This window comes from Curtobacterium sp. MCBA15_013 (assembly GCF_001865095.1).
Classification (GTDB): Bacteria; Actinomycetota; Actinomycetes; order Actinomycetales; family Microbacteriaceae; genus Curtobacterium.
This window is the reverse complement of record NZ_MJGQ01000015.1, coordinates 214,974-227,289: the sequence shown is the minus strand read 5'-3', so window position 1 is coordinate 227,289 and position 12,316 is coordinate 214,974. Positions and strand designations below refer to the sequence as shown.

Here is a 12,316-nt window from a genome sequence, read left to right as displayed (position 1 = left end):
GCGCGGAACCTCGCACACTGCGTCACCCGCCGCGGCGTCAGCGCCGGCGGATGACCGCCTCGACGAGGGCCGCGACGACCTCGCCCGGGTTCACCCCGGGCAGCGCCGCCGCGTCGAACACGATCCCCACGTTCGCCCCGATGAGCACCCGGGAGAAGTCCTCGAGCGACATCCCCGCATCGATCTCCGGGTGCGCCCCGAACCACAGCTCCACGAGCTCGAACACGCCGTCCTGCAGCTCCCGCCGCTGCCGCACGAACTCGGGCAGGAACTCGGGATGGCGCGTGGCGTACCCCCGGAACTCCGAGAGCAGGGCGAACTGGCCGCTCTGGTCGTGCCGACCGAACGCTGCCCGGACGACGTCGCCGATGTCCACTGCGGCGATGTCGGCGCGGACGAGTTCTCGCAGCGACCCGAGCACCAGGTTCGTCGCGCGCTGCATGACCTGCGCGACGAGGTCTTCCTTCGACGAGAAGTTCGAGTAGACGGCGCCCTTGCTGAACCCGGCGCGGGCGGCGACCTCGTCGAGCCGAGCCTCGTGCACGCCCTGCTCGGCGAAGACCTGGGCCCCGGCGGTGAGGAGTCGTTCCCGCACCTCGGCCCGCGGGGTCCGGGGCGTGGGCGAGCCGGTGACGGAGGGGCTGGGGTCGGAGGCGTCGTCGCTCATGGTTCCTGATTCGACGGGCCCGCCGTGATCCGTCGGGTCCGGCTTCGTCGGGCTGGCGTGGTGGTGGGTCACGACCATTGTGCTGGAGGCAGGGTGCGTCGGGAGACCTGCCGCGCCGCGCGTCTGATCCCGCGCGGCATCAGCGAAGCCCCCAACCACAGGTTCGTACGGAACCGGCGCGTTCGGGTCGCGTCGGTGCACCAGCGGACCATGGATGCCGGGTCGATACCCGGCGGTACTGATTGTACGACCGAGCACCGACAGATGACAGCCCCTTCGCGGATTCAGCCGTCCGACGCGTCCGCGGGCCCCGACTCGTTCTCGTGGTGCACGCTCCCCGCGCCGGACCGTCGCCCCGGCCGTCGCAGCAACCGGATCGCGTCCGGTCGGAGCTTCCGGCCGCGCTGGAGCAGGGATCCGAGCGTGGACTTCGGCTGCCACTCGCGACCGTTCGGCAGCCCCCAGCCGCGCCGGACCGCGCCCCACCGCAGCCCGAGGGAGAGCACGATCGCGGCGACGATGCCGATCGACGGTGACCCGAGGTGCGACGCGACGACCATCACGGCGGACGCGGCGACGGCGACCGTGGCGTAGAGCGCGTTGCCGCCGAACACCGCCGGGACCCGGCGGAGCAGCAGGTCCCGCATCGCACCACCGCCGACCGCCGTGATCGTGCCCATGATGATCGCGGCCGGCCAGTCGAGACCGGCGTCGAACGTCCGCTGCACCCCGACCACCGACCAGAAGCCGATGACCGCGGCGTCGAGCACGGTGAACAGCCGGTCCCAGGTCAGCTCGGAGAACGACACGAAGAAGGCGATGAGCGCCCCGGCGATCGCGACCGGCGCGTACAGCGGGTCGACGAGCGCGACGGGCGGCCCGTTCTGCAACAGCGTGTCGCGGAGCATGCCGCCGCCGAGGCCGGACACGAACCCGACGACGAGGAACCCGAAGAGGTCGAAGTCCATCGTCCGCGCGAGCGATCCGCCGAGGAGCGCCGACGCGAACACCCCGGCCAGGTCGAGCACGTTCGTGACCGACGCCAGGCCATCGACGGACAGCAGGTTCATGAGAACCATCAAACATCACCGGCGGGAGGTGGCGGGTCGCGCGCTGGTTAGGTTAGCCTCACCTTTGCCATGCTCGCCACCCTCGTCATCGGCCTCCGTGAAGGCCTCGAAGCGACGCTCATCGTCGGCATCATCGCCGCGTTCCTCCGTCGCAACCGCGTCCCCCTCGCCCCCATGTGGTTCGGCGTCGGGGTCGCCGTGGTGCTCAGCATCGCCGTGGGCTTCGGCCTGCAGGTCGTCGAGCAGGCGCTCCCGCAGGCCCAGCAGGAGGGCATGGAGGCGATCATCGGCATCGTCGCCGTCGTCTTCGTGACGGGCATGATCGTCTGGATGCGCACCCACGCGCGGACGCTCACGACCGAGCTCGAGGCGAGCGCGACCGAGGCCCTCGGCCGTGGCACCGCCTGGGCCCTCGCCGGCATGGCCTTCCTCGCCGTCCTCAAGGAGGGCTTCGAGACCGCGGTCTTCCTGCTCGCCACGTTCCAGGCGTCGTCGGACACCGGGCTCGCGGCGCTCGGTGCGGTGATCGGCATCGCGGGCGCCGTGGTCGTCGGGTACGGCATCTACACCGGCGGCGTCCGGCTGAACCTGTCGAAGTTCTTCACCGGCACGGGGATCTTCCTCGTGTTCGTCGCCGGCGGCCTCGTGCTGACCGTGCTCCGCCGCGCGCACGAGGCCGGGTGGATCGTGATCGGGCAGCAGCGCACGGTCGACCTCAGCTGGCTCGCGCCGAACGGCTCCGTGCAGGGCGCCCTCGTCACCGGCGTCCTCGGCATCCCGCCGGACCCCCGGGTCATCGAGGTGCTCGGCTGGGTGCTCTACGTCGTCCCCGTCCTCGCGATCTCCCTCTGGCCGCGTGCCTGGCGTCCGTCCCGCGAACGGGTCCCCGCCGTGCGGCTCGGCATCGCCGGTGTCCTCGCCGTCGCGGCTGCGACCCTGGCGATCGCGGTCCCGACCGGGGGCGTCGACCTCCCGTCCACGACCGCCGTGACCGGCGGCGGCTCCGTCACCGCGTCCATCGACGGGACCACCGCGAGCATGCGCACCAGCGGCACGGGCCAGGAGGCGCGGTTCGCCTTCCCGGCGTCGACCCACCGGAGCGTCACCCGCGCGGGCGTGACCGCCGACCGCTGGCGGCGGACCGCGGACGGATCGGCCGCGCAGCGGCCGTCGAGCCTGACGCTCGACGACCTCGTCGACCTGTTCGGCCGCGTCCCCGTCGGCATCTCACCGAGCACGAACCCCGGGCCGTTCTCGGCGCGCTGGGCCGTCCGCGACACCGTCAGCCTCTGGACCGTCCGGGGTGGGGTCCTGGACGCGAGCCGCGCGGAACGCACCGTGCTCACGCTGAGCGGTGGGGGCCTCCCGTCCGCTCGGACCACGACCCTGGACCGCACCGTCTGGTCCGTGCCGGACGCCCGCGTCCAGCAGGCCGCCACCGCGGTGGCGGCCGCGGACACCCGCTCCGCCGAGCTGCTGCTCTGGAAGGCCTGGCTGCCGATCGCCCTGGGCGTCGCGGCCGCTGCCCAGGCGTTGCTCGCCCTCCGCGACCGCCGTCGGCGGCCGGAGCCCACGACCACCACCCCCGAAACCGACCCGTCACGCGGCCCACCCGCGGACGACCCCACGAGGAGCCCTGAGTATGCCGTTCGGTAGGACTGCCCGACCCCTGACCACCCTCGGCGCCCTCGGCGTCGTCACCGCCCTCGCGCTGACCGGCTGCGCGGACTCGTCCACGTCGGCGGGTGACACCGCGAGCAGCTCCGGCAAGGTCTCCCGCGTCTCGGTCACACTGACGAACGACGGCTCCGACAAGTGCGCCGTGTCGACCACGAAGGTCCCCGCCGGTCCGGTCACGTTCACGGTGAAGAACGAGTCGTCGACCGCGATCACCGAGGTCGAACTGCTGCAGGACCAGCGCATCCTCGGCGAGAAGGAGAACCTCGCGCCCGGGCTCACCGCCGTCACGTTCACCGCCACGCTCACCGGCGGCAAGTACCAGGTGTACTGCCCCGGGGCCGACCAGGAACTCACCGACTTCACCGTCACCGGCAAGGTGACCTCGACGGCGAACAGCAGCGCCGCGACCCTCCTCGACGAGGGCACGAAGGGCTACGCCGAGTACGTCGACGGCCAGGTCACCGACATGGTCGCCGCGGTCGAGCAGCTGCAGAAGGACGTCGACGCGGGTGACCTCGCCGCCGCGAAGACCGACTACGCGAACGCCCGCCCGTTCTACGAGCACGTCGAGAGCGACGTCGACGGCTTCGTGAAGAAGGGCTTCAAGGCCACCGACAACGCCGGCAACCTCGACTACCTCATCGACATGCGCGCCTCGAACCTCGACCCGGCCGTCGGCTGGAGCGGGTTCCACGCGGTCGAGAAGGACCTGTTCGAGGCGGGGGCGATCACCGCGTCGACCAAGCAGACCGCCGCGGACCTGACCGAGAACGTGCAGCTGCTCGCGAAGCTCGTGCCGACCCTCGACTACAAGCCCGAGGACCTCGCCAACGGTGCCGCCGGCCTGCTCGAGGAGGTCCAGTCGAACAAGATCACCGGCGAGGAGGAGGCGTACAGCCACATCGACCTCGTCGACCTCGCCGCGAACGTGGAGGGCGCCCGCCAGGCCTTCGCGTACCTCAAGCCGGGCCTGACGAAGCTCGACCCGACGCTGACGAAGCAGATCGCGACGCAGTTCGACCGCACGAACACGCTCATGGACGGCTACCGCAACGCCGACGACCTCGGCGGCTTCGACACGTGGGACGCCGCGACCAAGGCCTCGGACGCGAACACGATCTCGCAGCAGGTCCAGGCGCTGCAGGACCCGCTGTCCCGCCTCGCCGAGAAGGTCGCCACCGCGTGACGACCCCGCACGACGAGCCGGCCCGCGACGGGACGGGCCCCGCGCCCCTCTCCCGCCGCGGGCTCCTCGGCGCCGGCGTGACCGCCGGTGTCGCTGCGGCCGGAGCCGGCCTCGGCGCCGCCGCCGGGGTCGCCGGTGCCACGGCCGCGACCGGGGTGAACCCGTTCACCGCGGCGACGAACGGCGACGAGTCGATCGACCTCTCGCGGAGCCACCCGTTCTACGCGACCGCCGCCCGGCAGCCGCAGGGCGGGGTGCAGACCGCTCCGCAGCGCTACTGCGTGTTCATGACGTTCGACATGTCCTCGACGGTCCGGACCGACCTGCAGGTGCTCCTCGCCCGCTGGTCGGCGTCGATCGCGCAGCTGCAGGCCGGGAAGACCGTCGGCAGCGTCGAACCCGCTCACGGCGACGGCGTCGGTGCGGACACGGGGGAGGCGCTCGACCTCGGTCCCGCGTCCCTGACGGTCACCGTCGGCCTCGGCCCGGGGCTCTTCGACGAGCGCTTCGGCCTCGCGTCGAAGAAGCCGGCGCACCTCGCTGCGATCCCGACGCTGCCGAGCGACAACCTCGACCGTGCCCTCACCGGGGGAGACCTGTCCCTGCAAGCGTGTGCGGACGACCCGCAGGTGGCGTACCACGCGGTCCGCGACCTCGCCCGGATGGCCCGCGGCACCGCGACCGTGCGGTGGACGGTGCTCGGCTTCGGTCGCGCCTCGGCCGGGCCCGACCAGTCCACGCCCCGCAACCTCATGGGGTTCAAGGACGGCACCCGGAACATCACCACCGACGAGGACTACGACCGCTTCGTCTGGGTCGACGAACCGGGGTCCGGGGCCGGTTGGATGCGCGGCGGCACGTACCAGGTCGTGCGGAAGATCCGGATGAACATCGAGATCTGGGACGCGGACGTCGTCAGCGACCAGCAGCGGGTGTTCGGCCGCACGAAGATCGAGGGCGCACCGCTCTCCGGCGGCTCGGAGCACACCACGCCCGACTTCCACGCGACGGCGTCGGACGGCACGACGAAGATCGACCCGACGTCGCACATCGCGCTCGCGGCCCACGAGGCGAACGGCGGCGTGAAGATCCTGCGGCGCCCGTACAACTACACCGACGGGCTCAACCAGTACGGTCAGCTCGACGCGGGGCTGCTCTTCGCGGCGTACATGAACGACCCGGAGCACTTCACGACGCTCCAGCGGAAGCTCGGGGCGTCCGACCGGCTCAACGAGTACGTCTCGCACATCGGGAGCGGCGTGTTCGCCGTCCCGCCGGCTCCGCGCAAGGGCTCGTACATCGGCGAGCAGCTCTTCCGCTGAGGAAGTGAGATGGGTGCCCTCCGTCGTTTCCCTGGAGACGGAGAGCACCCGCGTCGCGGAGTCCCCCGGGCGGAACCACCGTCCGGGATGAGAGGCGACCCAGCGCGACGCGTCGCGATGCGACAGGGCTGAGCGTACCCCGCCGATCGCCGGTACAGCAGGGAAGTACCGTGATGGGACAAGCGTCGCGGGCCACCCGCGGACGGGCGCCGACGCTGCGGACCGGCACCGCGCCTCCTGGACCCACGAGAACGGACCGTCCCACCTGGGTGGGACGGCCCGTTCCTCCTGCCTGGAGGCGCGGCGTCAGTCCGTCAGGTCCGTCGCCTCGCGCTCGGCGCGCTTCCGACGCGCGAGCACCAGCGCCACGAGGCCCGCGAGGAGCAGGAGGCCGGCTGCGACGGCCGGGGCCGCGATGTCGGCACCGGTGTACGCGAGCGCTCCGCCGGCGTTCGCCGGGACCGTGCCGTCGACGACGCCGTCACCGTCGGTGTCGACACCGACCGCACCGTCGTCACCGCCGCCGGCGCCGGGGGTACCAGGCGTGCCGGGGTCGGTCGGGTCCGTGGGGTCAGCGGGGTCGGTCGGGTCCACGGCCGCGGCGACGGGGATCGTCACCGCGAGCGTGATCGTCTGTCCGTTCGGCAGCGTGACGACGAGGGGCTCGTCGGTCGTGGCGGCCGGGGCCACGGCTGCCGCGAGGGTCGTCGTGCCGGCTGCCCGGCCGAGTGCGGTCGCGGGGTCCGTGGTCGCGCCGGGGACGAGGAACGACAGCGTCGCCTGTCCCTGCTCGTCCGTCGTGTCGACGATCGTCGTGTCGATCGTCGCGCGGTCGAGTTCCTTCCCACCGGCGCTGACCGTGACCGTGCCGCCCTGGTCGGGTTCGTTGCTGAACGTCAGCGAGGAGAGCTCGATGGTGACCCGGTCACCGGGCTGGAAGCCGCCGTCCGGGGTCGCCGTCGTGCGGATGCCGGTGGAGCGCTGGTCGTGGGCGACCGTCACCGTGGGGTCCGCGCGGAAGTACTCGACCTGCGCCTCGAGGTCGACCTTGCCGCTGTCCTGCTTCGCTGCCGCCTGCTTGAACGCGGCGAAGTTGTCGCCGCCGCCCGCGAGGAACGAGTTGACGGTGACCTTGTAGGTCGTGTCCGCGTCGATCGCCGTTCCGCCGAGGGTCATCGTGGTGATGCGCGAGCCGGCCGGGGCACCCGGGTCGTAGGTGTACCCGAAGCCGTCCGAGGCGCCGAGCTTGAGGAACGGCCGGCTCGAGCCGGAGGGCTGCCACTGCTGTTCGAGCGCCTGCCGGATCTGCGCGCCGGTCAGGTCGAGGACGACGAGCGTGTTGGCGAAGGGCTGGACGACCGCGGCCTCCTTGTAGGTGACCGTGCCCGACGCGATGTCGGCCCGGAGCCCACCGGGGTTCATGAACGCGATCTGCGAGCCCTGGCGGGTCGTCGCGGCGCGCTGCACCTCGGCGACGAAGTTCCCCAGCGTGGACTCGCCGCCGCGGTTCTCGGAGCCGTTGCGCTGCTTCGCACGGCCCAGGTCGCGGTCGACCGTGCCGAGCTCGACCGCACCGAGGACCTCGGCCTCGGCCACCGCGTCGTCGACGGTGGCCTGCACGTCGGCGTCGGGCGTGAAGGTCCCGTCGACGAGCCGGATGTTCTCCGCGACGGTCGACGTGACGGTGCCGTCCGCCGCGACGGTGAGCTGCACGTGTCCGAGGTTGAAGCCGTACGAGCCGGTCTGGATCACCGGGCGGGTGGCCGGACCGTCGCCGATCTTCGCCTGGTGCACGTACGTCTGGTGGGTGTGCGCGGAGAGGATCGCCGAGACACGGGGGTCCACGTCGCGGACGGCACGGGCGAAGTCGGAGTCGCCGTCGAGGTCCGTCGCAGCAGCGGACTCGGCACCGTCGTGCACGAGCAGGACGAGGACGTCGGCCTCGCCGTTGCCCTCGACGCCGTCGGTGAGGTCCGCTGCGACCTTATTCACCTCGGTCGTGATGTCGCCCATCTCGAGGCCCTCGATGCCGGCCGGGCTCACGAGGCCCTGTCCGACGAGGTCGACCGTGGCGCCGATGAACCCGACGCGCTTGCCGCTGATCTCCTCGATCGCGTACGGGTCGAACGCGGGCTCACCCGTCGCGGTGTCGAGGATGTTCGCCGAGACGTAGTCCCACTGCGCGTTCCGGTCGCCCTGGGGTCCGATGACGCGGTCGCGCAGGTCGTCCTGGCCCTTGTCGAGCTCGTGGTTCCCGATCGCACTGACGGAGAGGTCCATCTTGTTGAGGACGTCGATCGTCGGCTGGTCGTCCTGGATGAAGGACTCGAACGTCGATCCGCCGATGTTGTCGCCGGAGCTGACGAACGCGGACGTCGTCGGGTCCGGCCCGCGGAGCTGCTCGAGCGCACCCGCCAGGGTCGCGGCGCCGGCAGCGTCGCCGTCGCGCGGGGTCGGCTTGCCGTCGGTCTGCGAGATCGACTGTGCGATGCGGCCGTGGAAGTCGTTGACGTCGTAGAGGTCGATCGTGGTGTCCCCGTCGGCGGCGATCGCAGCGGACGGGACGGACAGGGCGACGAGCACGCCGGCGGTGGCGAGTGCTGCGCCGCCGACGAGGCGCCGTCGTCGGCGCGGGGAGGTGTGAGCGTTCATCGCCCAAGAACCTATGAAGTCGTACAGCCGACGCGCCAGGGTGTGCCGCAACACGTCACGTGTTGTTCACACGCGCAACACGGGCACGCACGCCCCGCGCCGCCCCGGGCCACCCCGGGCTCACTCGACGGCGATGAGGGGTCGCAGCGTGCGGTGGGCGATCCGGAGCCCTTCGAGGACCTTCTCGTCGGTCCCGCCCCACAGCGGGTCCTCGTGCTCGACGCTCAGGGTGCCGTCGAAGCCGGCCTCGTACAGCCGGTCGACCACGTGCGGCCAGTCCACGACCCCGCGACCAGGGACCCGGAAGCGCCACCAGCCCATGTCCCACGGGTCGTCGCCCTTGTCGACCTTGCCGAAGAACCCGTACTCGTCGCGCTTGCGCGGGAAGAGCTCGACGTCCTTCGCCTGCGCGTGCACGATGTGCTCGGCGAAGGGCAGGATCGTCTCGAGCGGGTCGATGCCGATCCAGGTCAGGTGCGAGGGGTCCCAGTTCAGGCCGAAGCCGAGCCCGGTGACCCAGTCCCAGAGCTCGGGGGAGTAGGCGAGGTTGCCCGGGTACCCGTCCGGGTGCCAGCCCTCCATCACGCAGTTCTCGATGATCAACCGCACGCCGCGTTCGCCGGCGTGGTCGACGAGCTCCGGCAGCACCCGGTCACCCAGGCGCATGTTCTCGCGCACCGACTTGCTGTTGTCGCGGCCGATGAACGTGCCGACGTACGGCACCCCGAGCACCTGGGCGGCGTCGATCGCGTGGAACAGGTGCTCCTTGACCTCGGCCCGGCGGTCGAGGTCCTGGTGCAGGTTGTTCTCGTAGTAGGCGAAGGCCGAGATCTCGAGCCCGGTGCGGTCCAGCAGCTCCCGCGTGGCCTGGGCGTCGTCGTCCGTGAAGGTGGCCACGGGCAGGTGCGCGGCCTCGAAGTCACGCCCGCCGGTGCCGGGCCAGACGCCGACCTCGAGGCGCTCGTACCCCTGCTGCTGGGCGAACGCGGCGATGCGGTCGAGCGACCACCCGGGCAGGCAGGCCGTCAGCATCCCGAGCTTCACCGGATCTCCCCCCACGTGCCGTCGGCTGCGCTCCCGACCACGGCGTCGATGATGTGGGCCGAGCGGGCGCCGTCCGCGAAGGTCGGGAGTCCCTCGGGCCACCCGTCCGGGTCGGGTCCGCTCCGGACCGCTTCGTAGGTGTCGGCGACGAACGCGGCGAACGCGTCGAGGTAGCCCTGGGGGTGCCCCGACGGCACCACGGCCAGGCGCCGCTGGTCCGGCACGCCGAGCGACGGGTCGCGGACGACGATCTGCGCGCCGCGTTCGTTCCCGAACCACGCCGACTCGGGCTGCTCCTGGTCGAAGGCGGCGGACCCACGGGTGCCGTCGACCTCGAACCACAGCCGGTTCTTCCGCCCGGAGGCCACCTGCGAGATGACCACGTTGCCGATGCGACCGGTGCCGGTCCGGAAGGTCGCGACCGCGGTGTCCTCGGTGGTGACCTCGGCGCGCTGCGAGGCGTCGGCCACCGGGTCCGGGTCGGGGGAGCCGGAGAACGACGGGCCGGACGCCGCCGGACGCGTCGGGTAGACGATGTCGGTCGCGGCCGAGACCGAGGCGAAGCGCTCGCCCGTGACGAACTCCACCAGGTCGCACCAGTGCGAGCCGATGTCGGCGAACGCCCGCGAGAGGCCCCCAGAGCCCGCGTCGACCCGCCACGACGAGGCGTCCTCGTCGAGCATCCAGTCCTGCAGGTAGTGGCCGTGGACGGCGAGCACGCGCCCCAGGTCGCCGTCGGCGATGCGTCCGCGGATCTCCCGGATGATCGGGTGGTACCGGTACACGAACGGCACGGTGGCCACGACGCCGGCCAGCCGTGCGGCCTCGACCAGTTCGTCGGCCTCGGTGGCGTCGATGGCGAGCGGCTTCTCGCACACGACGTTGATCCCGGCGCGGATGACCGCGAGGGCCTGCGGGTGGTGCTGGTCGTTCGGCGTGCAGACGTGCACGACGTCGGGGGCGTCCGCGATCACCTCGTCGAGCGAGGCGTACCCGCGGGGGAGGTCGAGCTGGGCGGCGACCTGCTCGGAACGGGACGGACTCCGGCCGAGCACCCCGAGGACCTCGGCCCCGGCCGCGCGGGCGGCCCGCGCGTGCACGCCGGCGATCATGCCGGTCCCGACCACGGCGACGCGCAGGCGTCGCCCTCCGTACCCACTGCTCATGGTGCTCCCTCGCGCCGGACTGGACCCCACCGTACCGACGTCTCCCGGCCACACGCCGGAACGCATGAGTACGTTCTGGGGCATGTCGAGCCTCCAGACCTCCCTGCTCATCCTCGGTGCCAGCGGCGACCTGTCCAAGCGGCTCCTGCTGCCGGGCCTGGCCACCCTCCTCGAGGTGAAGGACGACTGGGACGTCCAGCTCGTCGGAGCCGGCGTGGAGGACATCTCGGACGCCGACTGGAAGGCGCAGGTCCGCGAGTCCTTCGAGAACGCGCAGGCGTCGAAGAACGAGGAGGACGAGGGGGCTGCCGACGGCGGTGAGCGCCTCAGCGAGCGGCTCCTCGGTGTCATCGACGCCTCGACCTACCGCAAGGCGGACGTCACCGACGCCGACGACCTCCGGACCCTGCTCGGCGACTGCCGGTACGACCCCGCGATCTACTTCGCCCTGCCGCCCGCCGTCACCGAGAAGAGCTGCGAGGTGCTCAAGGACCTGGACCTGCCGTCCGGGACGCGCCTGGCGCTGGAGAAGCCGTTCGGCACCGACGCCGAGAGTGCCGAGCACCTCAACGACGTGCTGCACTCGTTCCTCCCCGAGGAGCGCATCCACCGGGTCGACCACTTCCTCGGCCGGTCCACCGTGCTGAACCTGCTCGGCCTCCGCTTCGCGAACCGCATCATCGAGCCGCTGCTGTCGTCCGCACACGTCGCCCGCGTCGACATCGTCTACGACGAGACGCTCGGACTCGAGGGGCGTGCGCGCTACTACGACAAGGCGGGCGCGCTCGTCGACATGATCCAGAGCCACCTGCTCCAGGTGATGGCCGTGGTCGCGATGGAGGCGCCGGCGTCGATCGACGCGGACGACCTGCGCACCCAGAAGGAGCTCGTGCTCCGCGCCGTCCGGCCGTGGGGTGGCGACGTCGTCGCGGCGGGCAAGCGCGCCCGGTACACCGCGGGCACGATCGGCGACCGCTCGCTGCCGTCGTACGCCGACGAGGAGGGCGTGGACCCGTCCCTCGGGACCGAGACGCTCGCGCAGCTCACCCTCGAGATCGCGAACTGGCGCTGGGCCGGGGTGCCCTTCACGCTGCGGTCCGGCAAGGCCCTCGCCGAGCAGCGCCGCGAGATCGTGATCACCTTCAAGGACTCGCCGCACGTGCCGGTCGGCCTGCACGGTGCGGAACTGCCCGATCGGCTCCGGATCTGGATCGCACCCGACGAGATGCAGCTCGAGCTCAACGTCAACGGCGCCGGCGACCCGTACACGATCGACCACACGAGCCTCGACGTGACGTTCAACCCCGGACGCCTCAGTGCCTACGGCGAGGTGCTCGCCGGGGTGCTCGAGGGCGACGCCACCCTGTCGGTCCGTGGGGACAGCGCCGTGCAGGGCTGGAAGGTCGTCGAGCCGTTCCTGCAGGCCTGGCGCAGCGGGAAGGCCCCGCTCGACGAGTACCCGGCAGGCTCCGAGGGACCCGGTTCCTGGGACAACATCGACTGCTGACGGACCGCGCGGCGTAGGTTCC

The 12,316-nt window shown here is 71.9% G+C and carries 9 protein-coding genes; 4 read left to right on the top strand and 5 right to left on the bottom strand.

Annotation, left to right across the window (positions count from 1 at the left end; all coding sequences use genetic code 11):
* Nucleotides 1–37: 37 nt before the first annotated feature.
* Together BIV01_RS10565 and BIV01_RS10560 are read right to left on the bottom strand one after the other, a co-directional pair.
* On the bottom strand, nt 38–667 hold the full coding sequence (locus tag BIV01_RS10565; protein ID WP_070418152.1) for a TetR/AcrR family transcriptional regulator: 630 nt from the start codon (nt 665–667) through the stop codon (nt 38–40).
* 284 nt (nt 668–951) lie between these two features.
* Nucleotides 952–1,737, bottom strand: coding sequence for a trimeric intracellular cation channel family protein (locus BIV01_RS10560; RefSeq protein ID WP_071302790.1), 786 nt, complete (start codon nt 1,735–1,737; stop codon nt 952–954).
* A gap of 69 nt (nt 1,738–1,806) precedes the next feature.
* Here BIV01_RS10560 and efeU point away from each other — a divergent pair, with 69 nt between their 5' ends.
* The 3 genes from efeU to efeB are packed head-to-tail and all read left to right on the top strand — an operon-like array spanning nt 1,807 to nt 5,925.
* On the top strand, nt 1,807–3,393 hold the full coding sequence (efeU, locus tag BIV01_RS20235) for an iron uptake transporter permease EfeU (RefSeq protein ID WP_071302789.1): 1,587 nt from the start codon (nt 1,807–1,809) through the stop codon (nt 3,391–3,393).
* Nucleotides 3,380–4,603 carry an iron uptake system protein EfeO gene (gene efeO, locus BIV01_RS10550; RefSeq protein ID WP_071302788.1) on the top strand — a complete coding sequence of 408 codons (1,224 nt, stop codon included), beginning with the start codon at nt 3,380–3,382 and terminating at the stop codon, nt 4,601–4,603. The genes efeU and efeO overlap by 14 nt, the downstream gene beginning before the upstream one ends.
* Nucleotides 4,600–5,925, top strand: a complete 1,326-nt coding sequence (efeB, locus tag BIV01_RS10545) for an iron uptake transporter deferrochelatase/peroxidase subunit (protein ID WP_070418156.1) — start codon at nt 4,600–4,602, stop codon at nt 5,923–5,925. The genes efeO and efeB overlap by 4 nt, the downstream gene beginning before the upstream one ends.
* A gap of 306 nt (nt 5,926–6,231) precedes the next feature.
* Here efeB and BIV01_RS10540 read toward each other — a convergent pair whose 3' ends face one another.
* From BIV01_RS10540 to BIV01_RS10530, 3 genes are all read right to left on the bottom strand, one after another.
* Complete coding sequence (locus BIV01_RS10540) at nt 6,232–8,577, bottom strand: bifunctional metallophosphatase/5'-nucleotidase (protein ID WP_071302787.1); 2,346 nt, start codon at nt 8,575–8,577, stop codon at nt 6,232–6,234.
* A gap of 120 nt (nt 8,578–8,697) precedes the next feature.
* Nucleotides 8,698–9,621 carry a sugar phosphate isomerase/epimerase family protein gene (locus BIV01_RS10535; protein ID WP_071302786.1) on the bottom strand — a complete coding sequence of 308 codons (924 nt, stop codon included), beginning with the start codon at nt 9,619–9,621 and terminating at the stop codon, nt 8,698–8,700.
* On the bottom strand, nt 9,618–10,787 hold the full coding sequence (locus tag BIV01_RS10530; RefSeq protein WP_071302785.1) for a Gfo/Idh/MocA family protein: 1,170 nt from the start codon (nt 10,785–10,787) through the stop codon (nt 9,618–9,620). Before BIV01_RS10530 ends, BIV01_RS10535 begins: the two co-directional genes overlap by 4 nt.
* Before the next feature lie 64 nt (nt 10,788–10,851).
* On the opposite strand from BIV01_RS10530, the gene BIV01_RS10525 reads away from it, so the two are divergent.
* The gene (locus tag BIV01_RS10525; protein WP_071296017.1) at nt 10,852–12,294 is read left to right on the top strand and encodes a glucose-6-phosphate dehydrogenase; all 1,443 of its coding nucleotides are present in this window, start codon (nt 10,852–10,854) and stop codon (nt 12,292–12,294) included.
* Nucleotides 12,295–12,316 lie beyond the last annotated feature (22 nt).